This is a genomic window from Pectobacterium sp. 1950-15, from assembly GCF_037136835.1.
Taxonomy (GTDB): Bacteria; Pseudomonadota; Gammaproteobacteria; order Enterobacterales; family Enterobacteriaceae; genus Pectobacterium.
This window is the reverse complement of record NZ_JBBBQR010000001.1, coordinates 401,140-418,564: the sequence shown is the minus strand read 5'-3', so window position 1 is coordinate 418,564 and position 17,425 is coordinate 401,140. Positions and strand designations below refer to the sequence as shown.

General features: G+C 55.2%; 16 protein-coding genes. All 16 read left to right on the top strand.

Features of this window, described 5'->3' with window-relative positions:
* Positions 1-175 precede the first annotated feature (175 nt).
* The 16 genes from WCT94_RS01780 to WCT94_RS01705 all read left to right on the top strand — a co-directional run bounded on the left by WCT94_RS01780 (position 176) and on the right by WCT94_RS01705 (position 17,388).
* On the top strand, positions 176-1,822 hold the full coding sequence (locus WCT94_RS01780; RefSeq protein ID WP_336867563.1) for a Na+/H+ antiporter: 1,647 nt from the start codon (positions 176-178) through the stop codon (positions 1,820-1,822).
* Between the two features lie 329 nt (positions 1,823-2,151).
* Entirely contained in the window at positions 2,152-2,862 is a 711-nt protein-coding gene (locus WCT94_RS01775) for a response regulator transcription factor (protein ID WP_336867562.1), read from the top strand.
* The gene (locus WCT94_RS01770; RefSeq protein WP_336867561.1) at positions 2,840-4,339 is read left to right on the top strand and encodes a sensor histidine kinase; all 1,500 of its coding nucleotides are present in this window, start codon (positions 2,840-2,842) and stop codon (positions 4,337-4,339) included. Before WCT94_RS01775 ends, WCT94_RS01770 begins: the two co-directional genes overlap by 23 nt.
* 312 nt (positions 4,340-4,651) lie before the next feature.
* Positions 4,652-4,873, top strand: coding sequence for a Flp family type IVb pilin (locus WCT94_RS01765; RefSeq protein WP_010295686.1), 222 nt, complete (start codon positions 4,652-4,654; stop codon positions 4,871-4,873).
* Between the two features lie 7 nt (positions 4,874-4,880).
* Positions 4,881-5,432 carry an A24 family peptidase gene (locus WCT94_RS01760; RefSeq protein WP_336867559.1) on the top strand — a complete coding sequence of 184 codons (552 nt, stop codon included), beginning with the start codon at positions 4,881-4,883 and terminating at the stop codon, positions 5,430-5,432.
* A gap of 46 nt (positions 5,433-5,478) precedes the next feature.
* On the top strand, positions 5,479-6,432 hold the full coding sequence (cpaB, locus tag WCT94_RS01755) for a Flp pilus assembly protein CpaB (protein ID WP_336867557.1): 954 nt from the start codon (positions 5,479-5,481) through the stop codon (positions 6,430-6,432).
* Positions 6,433-6,512: 80 nt separating this feature from the next.
* Positions 6,513-7,949, top strand: a complete 1,437-nt coding sequence (locus tag WCT94_RS01750) for a type II and III secretion system protein family protein (RefSeq protein ID WP_336867556.1) — start codon at positions 6,513-6,515, stop codon at positions 7,947-7,949.
* Positions 7,950-7,970: 21 nt separating this feature from the next.
* Positions 7,971-8,657, top strand: coding sequence for a CpaD family pilus assembly protein (locus tag WCT94_RS01745; RefSeq protein ID WP_336867554.1), 687 nt, complete (start codon positions 7,971-7,973; stop codon positions 8,655-8,657).
* A 14-nt stretch (positions 8,658-8,671) separates the two neighbouring features.
* Positions 8,672-9,871: an AAA family ATPase gene (locus WCT94_RS01740; protein WP_336867552.1), complete on the top strand. Its 1,200-nt coding sequence runs from the start codon at positions 8,672-8,674 to the stop codon at positions 9,869-9,871.
* Between the two features lie 60 nt (positions 9,872-9,931).
* A complete protein-coding gene (locus WCT94_RS01735) occupies positions 9,932-11,335 on the top strand; it encodes a CpaF family protein (RefSeq protein WP_043881711.1) in 1,404 nt (467 codons plus the stop codon).
* 18 nt (positions 11,336-11,353) lie between these two features.
* Positions 11,354-12,334, top strand: a complete 981-nt coding sequence (locus WCT94_RS01730) for a type II secretion system F family protein (protein ID WP_336867551.1) — start codon at positions 11,354-11,356, stop codon at positions 12,332-12,334.
* 14 nt (positions 12,335-12,348) lie between these two features.
* Positions 12,349-13,308, top strand: a complete 960-nt coding sequence (locus tag WCT94_RS01725) for a type II secretion system F family protein (RefSeq protein ID WP_336867549.1) — start codon at positions 12,349-12,351, stop codon at positions 13,306-13,308.
* 215 nt (positions 13,309-13,523) lie between these two features.
* The gene (locus WCT94_RS01720) at positions 13,524-14,375 is read left to right on the top strand and encodes a tetratricopeptide repeat protein (protein WP_336867662.1); all 852 of its coding nucleotides are present in this window, start codon (positions 13,524-13,526) and stop codon (positions 14,373-14,375) included.
* Positions 14,375-14,935, top strand: a complete 561-nt coding sequence (locus WCT94_RS01715; protein WP_336867547.1) for a hypothetical protein — start codon at positions 14,375-14,377, stop codon at positions 14,933-14,935. Before WCT94_RS01720 ends, WCT94_RS01715 begins: the two co-directional genes overlap by 1 nt.
* On the top strand, positions 14,928-15,578 hold the full coding sequence (locus WCT94_RS01710) for a TadE/TadG family type IV pilus assembly protein (RefSeq protein ID WP_336867546.1): 651 nt from the start codon (positions 14,928-14,930) through the stop codon (positions 15,576-15,578). The genes WCT94_RS01715 and WCT94_RS01710 overlap by 8 nt, the downstream gene beginning before the upstream one ends.
* A 178-nt stretch (positions 15,579-15,756) precedes the next feature.
* Positions 15,757-17,388 carry a Tad domain-containing protein gene (locus WCT94_RS01705; protein ID WP_336867544.1) on the top strand — a complete coding sequence of 544 codons (1,632 nt, stop codon included), beginning with the start codon at positions 15,757-15,759 and terminating at the stop codon, positions 17,386-17,388.
* The last annotated feature ends 37 nt before the right edge of the window (positions 17,389-17,425 follow it).

Below are 17,425 nucleotides of genomic sequence, written 5' to 3'. Positions count from 1 at the left end.
TGTGCCCTTTTATTGGCTTTGGTTGATGTTACTTGTGTGATAATCAATCTTGTTATTAATCCAGATTTCGGCCAAAAATCCATTTTCATACCGGGCTAAATGCGTTAAATATGGAAGGGGTGTTTGCTCGCTAACAGGCAGAATTTTTTGATTTAGGAGTACGTCTAAGGAAAGCATGGAAATATTTTTTACGATTCTTATTTTGACCCTGGTTGTGTCCCTGTCCGGGGTAGTTACCCGCATTTTACCTTTTCAAATTCCTCTGCCTTTAATGCAAATTGTGCTGGGTGCCATCCTTGCCTGGCCCCAGTTCGGTTTGCACGTTGATTTCAATCCCGAGCTGTTTATGGTGCTCTTCATTCCGCCGCTGCTGTTTGCCGACGGCTGGAAAACGCCTACGCGTGAGTTTCTGCGGCACGGTCGGGAGATTATTGGTCTGGCGCTGGTTCTGGTACTGATTACCGTGGTGGGCATCGGCTATTTCATCTACTGGATGGTGCCGGGCATGCCGCTGATTGCGGCCTTCGCGCTGGCCGCCGTGCTGTCGCCAACGGATGCTGTCGCGCTCTCTGGTATCGTGGGTGAAGATCGTATTCCGAAAAAACTGATGGGCATTTTGCAGGGCGAAGCGTTGATGAACGACGCGTCCGGTCTGGTGTCGCTGAAATTCGCTGTCGCGATTGCGATGGGCACGATGGTGTTTACCGTGTCTGGTGCGACGCTGGAGTTCATGCAGGTGGCGTTGGGCGGGCTGCTGGCGGGGGTCGGCGTGACCTGGATCTTTGGTAAATCGCTGCGCGTTATCAGCCGCTGGAGCGGTGATGATGCCGCGACACAGATCGTGCTGTTGCTGCTGTTGCCTTTCGCGTCGTATCTGATTGCGGAACACATTGGCGTGTCGGGCATTCTGGCGGCGGTGGCGGCAGGGATGACCATCGGCCAGTCTGGCGTCATCCGGAGCGCGCCACTTGCAATGCGGCTGCGAGCAAACGGCGTGTGGTCTATGCTGGAATTTGTGTTTAACGGCATGGTATTCATCATGCTGGGTCTGCAATTACCAGACATTCTGGAAACCTCGGTGACGCAGGCGGAATTGGACCCAACGGTTGAAACCTGGATGCTGTTTACCGATATCGCGATCATCTACGGTGCTCTGCTGCTGCTGCGTTTCTGCTGGCTGTGGGTGATGAAAAGATACAGCATGCACATCCAGAAAAAGCGCCCGATGATCTTCGCCGAGTTTTCTACGCGCGAGCTGTGGATTGCGTCCTTTGCCGGCGTGCGAGGGGCGATTACGCTGGCGGGTGTGCTGTCCATTCCGCTGCTGCTGACGGACGGCACCGCGTTCCCGTCACGCTATCAGTTAGTGTTTATCGCCACGGGCGTCATTCTGTTTTCTCTGCTGTGTGGCGTGCTGGCCTTGCCATTTCTACTGCGTGGCGTGGTAGTGGCGGATAAAGCCGCACACGCCAAAGAAATCCGCATGGCACGTATGGCGGTGGCAGAAGTGGCGATCAAAAGTATGCACAAAATGGAGGAGCGTCTGGCGGCCGATCGGGAGGAAAACATTGATGAGCAGGTGCTGAAAGAAGTCAGCGCGCGCGTCATCGGTAATCTGCGCCGACGGCTAATCGATAAAGACGATCCTGAAAACGGCCTGCTGATCGAGAATCTGGAGCGGCGTTTTCGTCTGACCGCGCTGAATTCCGAACGTGCGGAGCTGTATCATCTGCGCGCCACGCAGCAGATCAGCAATGAGACGTTGCAAAAAATGCTGCGCGATCTCGATCTGATGGAAGCGCTTCTGATCGAAAATGAGTAAAACGCGGTGAGACGATCCCCGTTACCGCGTTGATTTCTTTCTCTTCTCTTTCCTTTCTTAACATCCCCATGGCGTAAGCGATGGGGATGTTTTTTATGCGTCCAGCCTAAGAACGACGTCAGGCGATTGTAAACTGCTTGTCACTAAATGATAATGATTGTTATTATCCGTAGGGCTTTTCTTATAAATAGAAAATTTAGAAGTAGAAAACGGCCTGCACGGTATCAACACCGTGTGGGGTGAATGACTGTTTGAAGGACAAGATAAAAAATAAACGGACATTAACCCTGAATTAATTAGGTAATAAGCCACGTTTATAGGGGAACATTATGCGTGTATTAGTGGTTGATGATGATTCTGTGCTGTGCCATTGGCTGGGGTCTAAATTACATTCCCACGGCCATTCTTGCCGAATGGTGCACGATGGCGCACACGCATTAAAAGCGATCAAGGATGAAGTTTATGATGTCGTTCTGTTAGACAGAATGTTACCTATCATGGACGGATTTACGGTATTACGTGAATTACAAGGCTCACGTCATCCGCCTATTATGCTGCTTTCAGCGCTGGATCGTGATGTCGATCGGGTGATGGGCTTAGAGCTTGGCGCAGAAGATTATCTTGGCAAGCCTTTTAATTTTAATGAGCTTAGATTACGTCTGGATATTATGGCGCGGCGCGGTAAACGCCATGCGGATAATCCTTCCATGCTGACTTTTGAAGATCTGCAACTGGACCGTATGCAGCGCGTTGCATGGCGCGGCGGCAAGCGTATCGATTTGACCGATAAAGAAATCAAGTTACTGATTATATTGATGGAAAATCCAGGTCAGGCGATTACGCGCACCATGCTGTTAGAGCGTGTATGGGGCTATAATTTTGATCCACAAACCAATTTGATCGACGTTCATATGTCAAAGCTGCGGGCGAAAATTGATAAAGGCTTCCCGCGCCCATTAATTAAAACGCTGAGAGCGATGGGCTACGCATTAGGCGCGGTAGATAAGGACAAAGCCGATGTTGGCAGCCACGCTGAATAAAATAAAAATAAAGAGGCTAGGGCAGCGCTGGCAGGTAAAAATAAAACACTGGCAATTACTGGGGGCAAGTCAATATCCCGGCTTTTTATGCACCTCTAATTTTCGTCAGGCAATAACCATTGTTTTTCTGTTCTTATTAATGATGCTGATGTGTATTGTCGGCTTCAGTTCATTAAGTGAAACGCTGATTAGAACGCATGTCCGTGAAGTTATTCTGGGTAATATCTACGATTACTCGATGCAGTCGCGCTTAACGAATGCCGATAGCCTGATTACGCAATTACGCCAGGATAATCGAGCGAAAGGGGATGAATTACCGCTGTTTCTGGTGATGAATAAAGACGGTGATATTCTGTATCACAATCACCCTCTAAGAACACATCCTTTAAGTACCGATTCTATCAACTCACACCCTTTGGAAATGCGGCAGCATACCGATTGCCGGATGGATGTCAGCTGCCTTAAGGCCGAAATTTCCAGCCCAGACGATCCCAATCTGATCGGGTTGTCCGTCATGCTGGATGATGGCGGTGTGTTGTTTACCGCCTACAACATTCGGCCCATGTTAGAACGGGTGAGAACAATCCCGCTGGTGGCGGGAGCGGGACTGTTTATCGTGCTGCTCTTCTGCCTGTTTGTCAGTCGCCATTTCAGTTTACGCAGCTTGCGCAGCGTGGAGAAAATCCGTGCGGCGCTGCATCGCTACAGCAGCGGCGAACAGCAGGTGCGTATGCCGCTGTCGCCTTATGACGATGATTTTGACAGCCTGAGCGCCGACATTAACCAGAATCTGGAGCGGATTGAACGCCTGATGGAGCAGGTGCGCAACACATCAAGCCATGTCGCGCATGAACTGCGTACACCGTTGACGCATTTGCAAAATCGCCTTTTCAACCTGACGGAACGTGCAGGGCTGGATAACGACGTGCGTGATGAATTGAATCTGGCGGTGGACGAGGTGCACAAAATCCTCGGGTTGTTCCGTACCGTGATGCGCATCGGTGAAATCGAAAGCGGGCGCTGCGTGCACCAGTTTGAGAACATTGAAGCGCGCCAATTACTGGAAGAAATTGCCGAATATTATCAGCCGCTGGCGGAAGAGCGCGGCTGTCGCCTGAAGATTGAAATCAAAGCCGGGATCCAGCTCTTTGGCGACCGTGCGCTGCTGTTTCAGGCGCTGGCTAATCTGGTGGAGAACGCGCTGAAATACGCGGCACAGGGGAAATTCATCACCTTGAGCGTGACGCTGTATCGCGGCTGGATAGCCCTGAGCGTCGCTGACCGTGGTCCGGGGATTCCGCCCGCGCTTCATACCAAAGCGCTACAGCGTTTTCAGCGGTTGGATACCTGGTTTCAGTCCGGCTATGGGCTGGGGCTGTCTCTGGTTCAGGCGATTACCGACCTGCACGGTGGCAAACTCTATCTGGACTCCTCTGAGCCGGGCTTGAATGTCTACCTGTGCCTCAATCGCTGTTAATACGCTTTTCTTACGATGAACAGACGCGTGGCGAGCGATTTTCCTCGGCTTGCCGCGATACGCTACTCTCAATTTCTTATGAATATCCCTGCAAAAAACATGAATATTTATTAATTTTTCCTGCAATATAAATTGTGTTAATTATTGATTTATATTGATAATTTTTCGTATGGAAAGATTAACGAATATTAATGTTCTGCTGCTTGCGGCGCTTGATAATAAGTCTCATTATTAATCTTATTATCATCATGGCATCCCCCGAATTCCCGAGTTGGCCATGATTCCTTTGCCTGCGGATTAGAGAGTCTTCCCATGAAAAACATGAAAGCAAAATTACGTTCTTTCCTGCGTGACGAGAGCGGTGTAACGGCAATCGAATACGGCATTCTTGCGGCGGCGATGGCGGCAGCAATTGGCGCTATTTTCGGCGGCGACGGTATCTTCGTGAAAGCGCTGAATGAGAAATTCACCCAAATCGCCGATCAAATCACCGGCACGGGAACCAGCGGCGGTACCTCCGGCGCAGCGAAATAAACGCGAGATGGCGGATTACACGCACTGGCCGCAGACGGCATTGCTGATGGGCTGCCTGCTGTGGTGCATCAGTACCGACCTGTTAGTACGCAAAATTACCAATCGGGCGGTACTGATTTTATTGCTGGGCTGGCTGTTCTTCAGCGCTTCACATGTCCTGCAATCCGGTGCGTTAGATATGTTGGCATTACGGAAAACGCTTTGGGCGCTGCCAGGTGCGGCGGCGGTATTGGCTGCGGGGTTTTTGCTTTTCCTCACCGGCAGACTAGGTGCTGGGGATGTCAAGCTGATGAGTGTGCTGTGCCTGTGGGTTGGGCAAGGGCACCAGATCGTTTTCATCATGGTAACGGCGTTGGCTGGCGGTGTGTTGGCGCTTAGCCTGCCGCTGCTGAATACCGTACCCACAGCGGTGGCGATGGGCATTCAAACCACCAACCGGATATTCAAGAGTCGGTTGCCTATGCCACCCGCGTTGCCCGCCGACCTTTCTCAAGGCATACCTTACGGCGTCGCCATTGCGTTCGGCGCGATGTATGTCCTGATTTTTCCCTTGTTTTAATTCTGTCGCAGCTTTAAGACACACACGCTAGGGTAGGCAAGTTGAAATGAAAGTGAACTCTACATACGTACTGTCAGGCGCGCTCGTGCTGGCAGGCATTGTTGCGCTGATGGTGCGTAGCCATCTCTCTTCTGAACCCCCTGCGCCGCCTCCGGTAGTGGTTAAAGCACCGGAAAAAGCCGCTGTCTTGGTGGCCGCAAAAGATCTGCATCCCGGTGATTTCATTGATTCTAGCTCACTACGCTGGCAAACCACGGATGAATCCGTTTCCCGTTCGTTTAACTTTGTTCGCGGCCAGGATAGCCAGTCTCTGCTATTTGGCGCAACCCTGCGTGAAACAGTAAAGGAGGGGACACGGCTTAGCAGTAACGTTGTTGTGAAACCCAATGAACCGGGCTTTGTTGCCGCCGTGCTGCATAAAGGGATGCGGGCTATCTCCGTTCCCACTAGCGCGATTGCGAGCAATGCTGGGCTAGTCTCAGCAGGCGATCGTGTTGATGTGATCCTCAGCATGAGACGAGACGATCAGTCAGAGTTACCCGCAAGCCGTAACCAGCCAGTTGTGATGCCACTTTTGGCTTCGCAGACCATTGTTCGTGACCTGAGAGTACTGGCACTGAATGATAAGGTCGGTACGCCGATCTACACACGCACAGATGTTAGCCCAGAAGACGGCGGTTCGCTGGATGCCGCAGCGAAAAGCCGTGAGCCTGCCGCAGGCCCTCGTTCGCGTTCTGCTACTTATCAAACCGTCACGTTGGAAGTCACGCCTCAGCAGGCTGAAGCGCTCGCGGTTGCCAAAGAACTGGGCATTCTGCATTTGGCACTACGCAGTGCCGATCTGGATGATGCGGTCGATCCAGCGACAGGGCGACCACATGTGACCACGGTTCCGCGCGCGACCGATATCTACGGGGTGCTATCAGCAGGATCCGGTGAACGCAAAGTGAAAATTTATCGTGCTGAGCAAAAAGACGTGGTGACGTTCCCCTCCCGATAAGACGAGTACGCAATCTGACAGCCTGCGGGGAGCCGCGAGTTGCTCATGGAAAAATGAAGCCCATTACGGAAATTAAGTAAATGACGATGTTTTCGCTGTTTTTGAAATCGGACTTTCGGGGTACGTGCAAACGGTTGCTGACCGCTGGCCTGTTTAATGCGGTATTGCCTGTCACGCTGACAACGATGATGTTGCCTGCGACCACGCTGGCTGCCGGGGTATCTGTGGCGCCAGTCACCGATGAGGTGCGTTTGACCGTGAATCAGGGACGGTTACTGCAACTCCATGGACTGCCGGACAGCGTGCTGGTGGCCGATCCGAATATCGCCAGTTTTGAACTGCCTTCACCGGGTAACCTGTTTGTTTACGCCAAAAGCGTCGGCACCACCACGCTCTATGCGATGGATGAAAATGGCAACGTCATCAACGCCATTCGTCTGGTATCCGAGCATGATTTGAAAGCGCTGGGTGAACGCATGAAGCGTGAATTCCCCGGTGCGGATATCCAACTGGAAGCCTCGATTCCCAGCGGTGTCATTGTGCGCGGCAGCGTGGATACCCCGCAGGATGCAAAACGCGTCATCGACAGTATACAGGCTTACATCAGCGCGTCCTCAGGCGGGCAGGGTGGTGGTGGAGGCGGTGGCGAAAAATTGCCGGGCTCCAGCGAATCCTCCGGCAAGGTGATCAACCAGCTGAAAATTAAAACGCCTTCGCAAATCAATATTCAGGTGCGTGTGGTGGAAGTGTCCCGCAAGTTGACCAGCGAGCTGGGCTTCAACTGGGCGGCATCGCTGAGCACCGGCAGCGGGAATATGAGTGCGGGCAGCGGCTCGCGTCTGAATCTGTTCAACGCTACGACCGGACGATTTGCTAACCCAACGGATTCGGGCTTCCTGAACTTCGGTCGCTCCAGATTGAGTGGGTTATTAACCGCGATGAACCAGCAGGGCATGGCGACCGTATTGGCCGAACCCAACCTGACGGCGATGTCGGGGGAAACGGCGGCGTTTGCGGCGGGTGGCGAAGTACCGATCGTCCTGATCACCAACAACAGCGTCAGCATCGATTACAAATCTTACGGCGTGATTCTGCGCATGACGCCAACGCTGCTGTCTGCCAACCGCATCAGCCTGCACATTGCACCGGAAGTCAGTGAACTCACGGACGTCGGTTCCGTACAGCTGGAGGGCGGATCGCGTATTCCGGCCTTAACGGTACGTCGTGCGGATACCACGGTAGAGCTGGCCAGCGGACAGAGCTTTGCACTGGCGGGGATGTTGCGTAGCGCCGGTAGCCAGACAATCAACGGCGTGCCGGGATTAAGCAGCGTTCCGATGTTTGGCCGCCTGTTTGAAAGCGAAGCCACTAGTCAGGAAGAAACGGAATTGGTGATTATCGCGACCGCTTATGTGGTTGAACCGGTTAATGCAGGCGATCTTCAGACGCCGGGGCAAGGCGTAAAAATGCTGGATTCGTCCATGCCACGTTCTGCATCTATCGGCTATCTCTACTGAGTTCGCGAGGGGAAATAACACATGAAAACGATCAATAGCAACCACCCTTCGTTTCGTCCTCTGCCCCTGCGTGCAGCGGTGCTGACCGCCGTTTTTCTGCTGGCAGGCTGCGGATGGAATAAACCGATTAACGATGTTCGTATGCAGCGTTTTGACCAGCCTGGGCTTCAACCCATCGCCGTCCAGCCTTCATCGGTATCCGTGCCGTTAGTGGCCGCGCCGAACGGGCGGGGATTCCTCCCTGAGTCGTTGAAGCAACTCAATATCATGCTGAAGGATCAGGGGCGGTTATCGGCACAGACGCTGACGCTGATCCCGCACAGCGCGAGCGGCGAGCAGATGGCAGGGCGACTGGCGACCGCGCTGAAAAACGCCGGCGCTAATCCACAGAATGTGAAGCAGATGCGCCGCTCTACGGCGAGCGGTCAGAACGGCGATCTGGAAGTGATCTCCGAGGCGCTGGTGGTCAAAACCACCCGTTGCACGATCAATGACCCGAATCAACTGATGGTGAAGCCTTATGAAGCCATTGGCTCTCTCGGCTGCGCCACGCAGAACAATCTGGCGATGATGGTTGCTGAACCACGCGATCTGATTCAGGCGAAAGCGCTGGATGATGCGGATGGCGTAGCGGCGGTCAATAGCATCGAACGCTATCACAAAGGTGAAGTGAAAGAGCTCATCGACATTAACTTTGAAGAAGATTAAGGGCGTGACATTCCATGAGTGAAATTACCCCTAACGATGGTGAAGAACTGGCGTTGCCGCTGGTGGCGTTCGCTAATGACGTACGCGATGTGGCCGATATCGGCGATCTCTTCACTCGCCTGAAACAGCCGGATGTACCGGTGATGTCTGGCGGTATCGCTGCTGCTCGTCAATGGTGTGAGCTGAATGTCCCGCCACGCATTTTGCTGGTGGATCTGGAAGGTGCGCACTGGCCGCTCCCGGCACTGGAAGAGCTGCTGAGCGTTTGCGGCCCCACTAGCCAGGTCATTGCGACGGGCAAAGAGCAGGATGTCGGCTTGTACCGCGCGCTGCTTCAGGCTGGCGTGGTGGATTATCTGGTGAAGCCGTTCACGCTGGATCTGCTGGCCGCAACGCTGGCGAAGTGTGAAGGCCAACAGGCTGGGCCAGAATATGCCCGCATGGGAAGGACGATTGCAGTCGTCGGTGCCAGCGGCGGAAGTGGGGCAAGTACCGTCGCGATGGGGCTGAGCCGCTTGCTGTCCGGCGAACGTCATTTGCCCGTCGCGCTGGTGGATTTCGATCGTCGTAACGGCGATCAACTGTTGCTGCAAGGGCAAACCGATGACGCGGGGTTGGCGGCGGTGTTGGACACGCAGGAACTGGATACCCGATTGCTCCAGCGCGCCATGTTGCGCGTGGATACCCGTTTACATCTTCTGGCGCAAAAGCCGGAACTGGGCGAATTGAGCCCGGTGGACGTGGATAACGTACTGAATCTCGGCGGGGCGCTGTGCCGCATGTTCAACCAGGTGATCTGGGATCTGCCCAGCAGTTACCCGACCGGGGCGCTGGACGTACTGACCTACGCGGATCTGCGCATCATCGTGACGGAATTGACGCTTCAGGATGCGCGTAATGTGCGGCGCGTGCTGAATGAGATCGGCGACGAAAGCGAAGGGCAACGCCTGTTGCTGGTGCATAACCAGAGTCGTTTTGCCGCCGCCGCGCCGTTAAGTCGCGATCAGTTTGAACAATTTACCGGCCGGAAGATTGATGTCGTGCTGCCGAATGCGGGCCACGCCTTATCGCAGAGTCTGACGCTCGGCGCACTGAATCTGGCTGCGGCGCCTGCTTTCCAGCAGGGTTTGCGCCAACTGGTCGATCTGGCCTGCGGCGTACGCGCTAGACCGGCGGAAAAACGCTGGTTCTCACGTTGGTTAAAACGTGCTTGATGATGTTAAGCGTTAGCCGTTTTTCAACGGGTTACAGACTGTTTTTTGGGGTTCAGGATTATGTTGATTCGCAAGAATAACCTGCAAAAAAGTGAAGCAGGAAAAAGCACGCCTCAGCCTGCGCCTGCTGCCAATGTGGCAGAACTGAAAACGCGTCCGGCTGCGGAGAACCGCACACAGCCTGCGGCGAGCTCCGCGTCTGGATCCGCTCCAGCCGCGCGCCAGACGGACAGCCGAACCAGCCAGCGCCGGATTATCCGCGCACAGCTCTACGATCAGATCGACGCGGGTAAAGCGGCGATGATGGGGCGTGACAAGTTGCTGGTACAGATCGAGACGGTGATCCGCCGCATCTGTGATGAGCAGCGCTTACAGCTTTCCCGGCAGGAAGAGGAAGCCATCGCCGCCGAAATGCTGGACGAGATGACCGGGATCGGGCCGATCCAGCCGCTGCTGTCGGATGACACGGTCAACGATATTCTGGTTAACGGTGCGGGGCAGGTGTTTGTCGAGCGCTTTGGCAAACTGGAACTGTCGCCGATTACCTTCATTGATGAAGAACATGTGTTTAACACTGCGCAGCGTATCGCGGCGGCAGTGGGGCGTCGTATCGACGAAGCCAGCCCGATGGTGGATGCACGTCTTCCGGACGGTAGCCGCGTCAACGTCATCACCTATCCGCTGGCGATTGACGGCACCACGATCTCGATCCGTAAATTTATGCGCCGCAATCTGTCGCTGGAAATGCTGGCAGAGCGTCGCTGCATGTCCTACGCGATGGCGGATGTGCTGAACAAAGCGATGCAGGCGCGCGTTAACGTGATCGTCTCCGGCGGGACGGGCGCGGGTAAAACCACTTTGCTGAATGCGCTGTCGCAGAAGATCGGCAGCACCGATCGCATCATCACCATCGAAGATGCCGCCGAACTGCAATTGCAGCAGGAGCACGTGGTGAGACTGGAAACGCGTCCTGTCAGCGCCGAAGGCACCGGCCGCGTCGATCAGCGCGATCTGATGCGTAACGCCCTGCGTATGCGCCCTGACCGCATCATTCTGGGCGAGGTACGCGGCGGCGAGAGCTTTGACATGTTGCAGGCGATGAACACCGGTCATGACGGTTCGCTGTGTACGGTACACGCCAATACCTCGCGCGATGCGATACAGCGTCTGGAAAACATGGTGATGATGGCGAACATGCAGCTGCCACTGATGGCGATCCGCCGTCAGATCGCCAGCGCGGTTCACCTGATCGTGCAGATCGAACGTATGCGCGACGGCATGCGCCGCGTGGTATCCATCACTGAAGTGTGCGGCATGGAGAACGAAGTCATCCAGCTTCAGGATCTGTTCAGCTTCAACATTCAGGGCATGGATGGACAGGGTCTGTTGACGGGGGAATATGTTCAGCACATCCAGCGTCCGCAGTTCTACAGCGACAAATCGCACCTGTTTGATGCGCAGTAATGGACGAAGGAGACGCCGATGAGTGACGCACGTCTGAACCTGATTACGCTGCTGGTGTTTTGCAGCGTGCTGATGCTGCTGCTGGCGGTCAACGCCTGGAGAAAATCACGGCAACAGCGCATGCAGCGCGAACAACGCTGGCAGCAGATTTTGAACGAGGTCAGCCCGTCGGCTGCCGCGGTGGCGTCTGATTCGATCCTGCGTGATGAGATCAGAACGCCGCTGATGGGTGTCCCGGTGATTGGGCGTTGGCTGGCGATCCTGTGGGCGCAGATGACGTTCATTGGCTGGAAAAAGAACCTGCTTCAGCGCGCTCTGGCGCTGGCCGCGGTCTGCCTGATACTCGGCATGATTCTGGGGCAGCGCACTCTGCTGCCGCTCACGATGGGACTGGTATTTACGCTGCTGCTGTTTGTCAGCATCGGCCTGCTGCTGTTCCGTTCGACGTTGCAGAAACATCTGAAAGCACTGCGTGAGAGCCTGCCGGAAGCGATTGATGCGATTACCCGCAGCTGTCGTGCTGGTGTACCCGTTGCTAACACTTTCTCGATTGTTGCTGAGCACCTGACCGGGCCGCTGGCGAATGAATTCAAGACGATCGATCACTGGCTACGGCTGGGGATTCCGCTGCGTCAGGTGATCCAGGCCTCGGCTACGCGGGTGCCGATGTCCGAATACCGTTTCTTCGTGGTAATTCTGATCATCAATCAGGAAGCGGGTGGACGACTGGGGGAAACGCTGGAGCGTCTGTCCGCTACGCTGCGTGAACGTCGGGAGTTGCAGCTGAAAGTGCAATCCAAAACGTCGGAAGCACGGGCATCGGCCAAGATTGTTGCCGCGCTGTTTCCCGGCTGTCTGGCCTATCTGTACATGAAATCACCGGAGGACTTTAGTTTCCTGTTCTCCGATCCGGTGGGAACGTCGGTGCTGATTTACGCCTTGTGCAGCGTCTCGGTCGGCATGTTGATCACGCACGTGATGGTTAAGCGAATAGGGTAAAGGGAGAGCCATTTATGACTGTTTTTGACGATCCCTTACTGCTGCTGGCGCTTGTGCTGATGGTGGTCGGGATTTACCTGGCACGGACACAGCATAAAACACAGCAATACAAGCAGTTGGAAATCCGCATGCGCGGGCATCTGCCCACCGCCGCTATAGAGGCGGCCTCTCAGGAGAACATCCTGAGAGGCCAGGGCACCACATTGTCTCCCCTGCTGGAGAAGCTGTTGCAGCCCGTTGCCACGCAAGGCGAGCGCCTGTCGGGATCGGAGCGCGATCGTCGCAATCTGCGCCGCCTGCTGGATCTGGCCGGGATCCGCCGCAACGAAGCGGTGGGCTGGCTGGTGATGGGAAAATTTGCCGCCGGGGCGCTGCTTGCTATCGCGCTGGTGTGGGGCTGGTTGCCGCCTGCTGACCGTGCGGGGCTGACGGGCGTTGCGGCAGGGCTGATCGGTTTCTTTGTCGGCTCGATGGTGCCGGAGTGGTGGCTGAAGTGGCGTGCGGCAAGCCGGGGCGAAAAGCTGGCGCGAGCGGTGCCGGATGCGCTGGATCTGATGGTGGTCTGTGCCGAAGCCGGTCTGCCTATCGGGCGCGTGTTGCAGGTGGTCTCGAAGGAACTGGGACTGTCTTCACCGGAAATGGCGGATGAACTGCACTACACCGCCGCCGAATTACAGATCCTGTCGGATCGCACGCTGGCGATGAAACATCTGGCGGAGCGAACCCGCGTCAGCGAGATCGAAAGTATGGTGGCGACGCTGATTCAGGCGGAGCGCTACGGTACGCCGCTGTCTCAGGCGTTGCGCACGATTGCGGATGAAAGCCGCAAGACGCTGATTCTGAGTCTGGAAGAGAAGGCGGGTAAATTGCCAGCGCAACTGAGCGTGCCGTTGATGGCACTGATTCTGCCACCGATTATCGCCATTATGGCGTCGCCTGCACTGGTGCGCGTGGTCCGCCTGCTGGCGCAATAGCATTTTATTTACAACACATTGATTTTTAAAACATCGATTCCCTATATATACCCTAAATAATTCGAGTTTCAGGAAGGCGGCAAGGGAAGGAATCCCGATGAGCTTACACAGGTAAGTGATTCGGGTGAGTGAACGCAGCCAACGCACATGCAACTTGAAGTATGACGGGTATGAGCCGGGGGTCGCAAGGGTGACAACCGATGGAGTTATCGAAGATGGTCGATCTGGTAGCAAAACTTAAGCGCGGCGCGCCCATGCTGGCACTGCTGATTGTCAGTACCGTGCTGGCGGGATGCGGCAGCTCGATGGCGATTAAAGGCAGTAAAGATGAAGGCCTGCGTCTGGCGCGGCTGCTGCGCGATCAAGGGCGTGTTGAAGCGGCGACGGAAGTGTACGCGCGCCTCGACAGCCGCGATGCGCTGAAAGGCGCGGAGATGCTGGAGTATGCCAGCGTCGCAGCGCTGGCGCGTTCACCGCAGCAAACGCTGGAACTGTACGGACGCGCACGTCAGGCGTTGGGCGGTGACACCAACAACATGACGCCGGAAGAAGCGCTGGCGGTGTGTCTGGGCATGGGCCGTGCACAGCTGGCATTGGGACGTAATGCGATGGCGCAAACCGACTTTGCCTGTGCGCTGAAAGCACAGCCAAACGACGCTGGCGCTCTCAATGGTATGGGCGTGGTGATGGATGCCTCAGGTAAACACGCAGAAGCGCGCCAGCTGTTTGAAAAAGCGTTGCAGATAAACCCGGCAGATGTCGCGGCACTCAACAATCTGGCGCTCTCATGGCTGGCAAGCGGCAATGCGGACAAGGCCATTTCTCTGCTGCGCTCGGTGGATGAGAGTAACGCAACCGGCCGACTGAATCTGGCGCTGGCCTACCTTTCTGGCGGCAGAGAGGATGACGCACGTTCGGCGCTGGCGACCATTGCCCAGCCACAGCGTATTGATGGCTTGATCGACGAGCTGCATCAGCGTCTACAGCAGATGCAACAGGATAAATCCCGTGGCGAAGCGCTGCTGTTATCCAGCCGTCAACGCCTGCAATTGAGTTCGCCTGAGTAATGGCGTGGCTTCGTAATCTCGGCCCGTGGCGTGATAAGGGCACAGTGCAAAGTATCGTACCGCGCCATGAACGTCACTGGCGCAGCACGCACGGCGTGATCGCGACGGAAGTGGCGTTTCTGGTGCCGGTGGTGCTGGTCGGGGTGATGATGCTGTTTGAACTGGCGCGTATCGGGCTGGTGATTGCCGCCGGTAGCGCCGCACTGGATAAAGCCGTGCAGGCTTTTCGGCTCGACAACCTGGCGTCGGACAGTGCGGAACAGATGGGAACGCGCCTAAAGGCACGGATGGTGGAAGCGGGATACGGCTACCTTAGGGAAGACGATTTAACCGTCAGCGTGTTGCACTTCGACAATCTGAGCCAGCTTGGCGGGCTGACCAACGGAAATAGCAGTCAGGACAATCCCAATGGTGAGGAAACGACGACGCTCCCCGTGTGGTCCGTGACGGTGCAGATTAAAAAAGCGTTTATCACGCCGCTGCCGGAGGTGTTAACGCTGGGAGACACCTTCCGCTACCAGTACAAACATGTGTTTGGGACGGAACTGCGCAATGACTGATTATTCATTGAAAGCCAGTCGTTCATTGAAAACCAGTCGTTCGTTGAAAATCGGCTATTTCCTGAATGGACTTCGCCGCTTCTGGTTTTCTCGTCGAGCTTCTACCGCGGTAGAAACCGCGCTGGCGTTTCCAATTGTGTTGGCGATTGGTTCGCTGTGTGCGGATATCTACACCGTCGGGCTGGAGCGTACGCGTATGGAACAGCGTGCGGGCGCCATCGCGTCAATACTGGCGATGCAGCAGAAGCTGGATGAGAAAGGCTTGCAAGGTTTGCTCGATACGGTGCTGCCAACGGAAGGGTTAGGCAATTACCAACTGTTAATCAGCAACGTGCGCCAGACCGGCGAGCTGTACTGGCAGTTGAGCAGAGGTACGGCAGAGGCGCTGTGCGCAGAAAGTGAAACCCTGCCGGGCGAAGAGTACCTCCCTGAACTGCCGGAAAGAGACCGTGAAGAGGGCAGCAAGAATACCTCCATGATGGTGGTCGAAATCTGCCGTCAGGGGAAAGATGTGAGCCTGCTAGGCGGTCTGTCGTTGGGCGGTCTGCTGCACTCATCGTCAGTTAATCGGGTGGCTATCGATGTGGTTGAGCTGGATGAGGTACTCAGAAAAGAGGCCGGTCTGGAAGAAGAAGATCGATAGCTACGGGCTTTATACCAGACACAGAAGCGGCAAATAGACCGCAAACGGCAGCGAGTTTCTCGTTACCGGAATAACAAAACCATTAAGACAAATAACGTGTGAGCTATGTCGTTTTTATTTTCCCGCTTGATGGGCGGGTTGAGTACGCGCTGAATCCAGGAATACAGGGTAGGAAAGGATGAAAAAAACCTTACAGAACAGAAGAGTAAAAAAAGACGATAGCAGAACTACTCTGTTCTGGCGTGAACGCCTATCTGCGTTTATTCAGCAGGAAAATGGCGCAGGTACGGGATTTTATGTGCTGGGTGCAATGGCGTTATTGGTGACGGCGGCTTTTATCGTGGATACCTCTACGGCCACCGGCGATGCGACGCAAATTAAACGTGCGACGGATGCCGCCGCGTTGGCTGTCGGGCATCAGGCGACCATTAATGGTGAAGAGTACAGTCAGGAAGAGACTAATAAGCTGGCGTATGAATACGTCAAAAATAATCTGGGGATGAATAAGGCCCTAAGTGAAAAACTGGTGATGGGCGATGTGGCCGTCACGGAAGGGCGTAACAGCGATACGCGTAAAACCTATACCGTCACTGTCGCTTTCGAAACCAAGCCCAGCCTGCTGAGCCTCGGGACGAGAAAGCAGGAAGTGTACTCGACTTCTGAGGTCATCAACCGTCCGACTGAAATTGCCCTTGTCATGCCAGTGACGGGGGATATGAGTGATGCCGATATCCGTTCGCTGAAAAGCGTTAGCCGCTCGTTTGTCGAACGTATGCTAAGCAGCGCGGACGGTAAACGCGACAACCTGTGGCTCTCACTGGTGCCGTACAGCCAGTCGGTGAATGTGTATGACGCGGAAGATGCGAATCGCATTCGCCGCTGGTCTACGCCGAGTGCGCTAAACCCGCCTGAGCTGCGTTCACTGTTTGCCAGCGGTGTTGTCAGCAGCCTCGCCGATCGTCGTTTCCCGGATCGCCGGGCGAATTTGCTGTGCATGTACCGTGGGCTGGGCCGGGAAGAAAACTTCTTCTGGGATGAGCCGCCCGTTGGGCAATTCCGCGTGTACTACCGCCACGATTTGCCGCAAAACGGCAGCCCCGGCGCACCGCCGATTACCTGGCGTGGCCCTAACCCCGATCTCTATCCGTGGGATAACAACTCCGATGCCGTAGATACTCGCTTTATCGTCGCAGATAGGGGGTGCCCGAATGCAGCATTGATGCCGCTGACCAATGAAGAAAGCAAGTTGAATCAGCGTATTGCCGAGTTTACCCCACGCTTTAACACCAACTATGCGATAGCAATGTCATGGGCAGGGGCGGCGCTGTCACCCAACATGCGTGGTTCAGACGGCTGGGGCGATACGACGCTACCGCTGGATTTCAATCTGGACGGCAATGGTGATGGGCAAAAGGTGATCGTCATGATGGCTAACACCATCGGTAACTGGTTTGACACCGACAGCTACAACTTCAATCGTAACGAATTTCGTGGCTCGACCGGAACGGATCCTGCCCGTTCCTTTGCCGCACAGCGCTTTCAGGATCTGTGTTCCAGCTTCCGCGCGCGCAACATCAAATTTTATTTTGTCGGTATTCGTCCCGGCGACCCTGAAGACTTTGGCCGCAACCTGTTCGACAGAGAAGCGACGCCGGGCCTGCTGGTCTGTACCGAGGGCGAAAAACGCATGAGCTTTATCGATGGTGCAGGCTTCGGCGCAGAGGGCGTTGAGGATCAATTGATTCAACGGTTGGATCGTATCGCTGGCCAGATCGAAACCGAGGGCGGCTATGTTCGGCTGGTTGAATGACCGCGGAAGGTAGCCAGGAATGACGCGCTTTGCCCCT

Excerpts from the sequence above, each read along its gene's own strand:
- WCT94_RS01735 (WP_043881711.1), top strand. The coding sequence starts at position 9,932 with ATGTTGATTCGCAAGAATAACCTGCAAAAAAGTGAAGCAGGAAAAAGC.
- WCT94_RS01780 (WP_336867563.1), top strand. The coding sequence starts at position 176 with ATGGAAATATTTTTTACGATTCTTATTTTGACCCTGGTTGTGTCCCTG.
- WCT94_RS01770 (WP_336867561.1), top strand. The coding sequence starts at position 2,840 with ATGTTGGCAGCCACGCTGAATAAAATAAAAATAAAGAGGCTAGGGCAG.
- WCT94_RS01730 (WP_336867551.1), top strand. The coding sequence starts at position 11,354 with ATGAGTGACGCACGTCTGAACCTGATTACGCTGCTGGTGTTTTGCAGC.
- WCT94_RS01750 (WP_336867556.1), top strand. The coding sequence starts at position 6,513 with ATGACGATGTTTTCGCTGTTTTTGAAATCGGACTTTCGGGGTACGTGC.
- WCT94_RS01740 (WP_336867552.1), top strand. The coding sequence starts at position 8,672 with ATGAGTGAAATTACCCCTAACGATGGTGAAGAACTGGCGTTGCCGCTG.
- WCT94_RS01715 (WP_336867547.1), top strand. The coding sequence starts at position 14,375 with ATGGCGTGGCTTCGTAATCTCGGCCCGTGGCGTGATAAGGGCACAGTG.
- WCT94_RS01705 (WP_336867544.1), top strand. The coding sequence starts at position 15,757 with ATGAAAAAAACCTTACAGAACAGAAGAGTAAAAAAAGACGATAGCAGA.
- WCT94_RS01765 (WP_010295686.1), top strand. The coding sequence starts at position 4,652 with ATGAAAAACATGAAAGCAAAATTACGTTCTTTCCTGCGTGACGAGAGC.
- WCT94_RS01760 (WP_336867559.1), top strand. The coding sequence starts at position 4,881 with ATGGCGGATTACACGCACTGGCCGCAGACGGCATTGCTGATGGGCTGC.
- cpaB (WP_336867557.1), top strand. The coding sequence starts at position 5,479 with ATGAAAGTGAACTCTACATACGTACTGTCAGGCGCGCTCGTGCTGGCA.
- WCT94_RS01745 (WP_336867554.1), top strand. The coding sequence starts at position 7,971 with ATGAAAACGATCAATAGCAACCACCCTTCGTTTCGTCCTCTGCCCCTG.
- WCT94_RS01725 (WP_336867549.1), top strand. The coding sequence starts at position 12,349 with ATGACTGTTTTTGACGATCCCTTACTGCTGCTGGCGCTTGTGCTGATG.
- WCT94_RS01775 (WP_336867562.1), top strand. The coding sequence starts at position 2,152 with ATGCGTGTATTAGTGGTTGATGATGATTCTGTGCTGTGCCATTGGCTG.
- WCT94_RS01720 (WP_336867662.1), top strand. The coding sequence starts at position 13,524 with ATGGTCGATCTGGTAGCAAAACTTAAGCGCGGCGCGCCCATGCTGGCA.
- WCT94_RS01710 (WP_336867546.1), top strand. The coding sequence starts at position 14,928 with ATGACTGATTATTCATTGAAAGCCAGTCGTTCATTGAAAACCAGTCGT.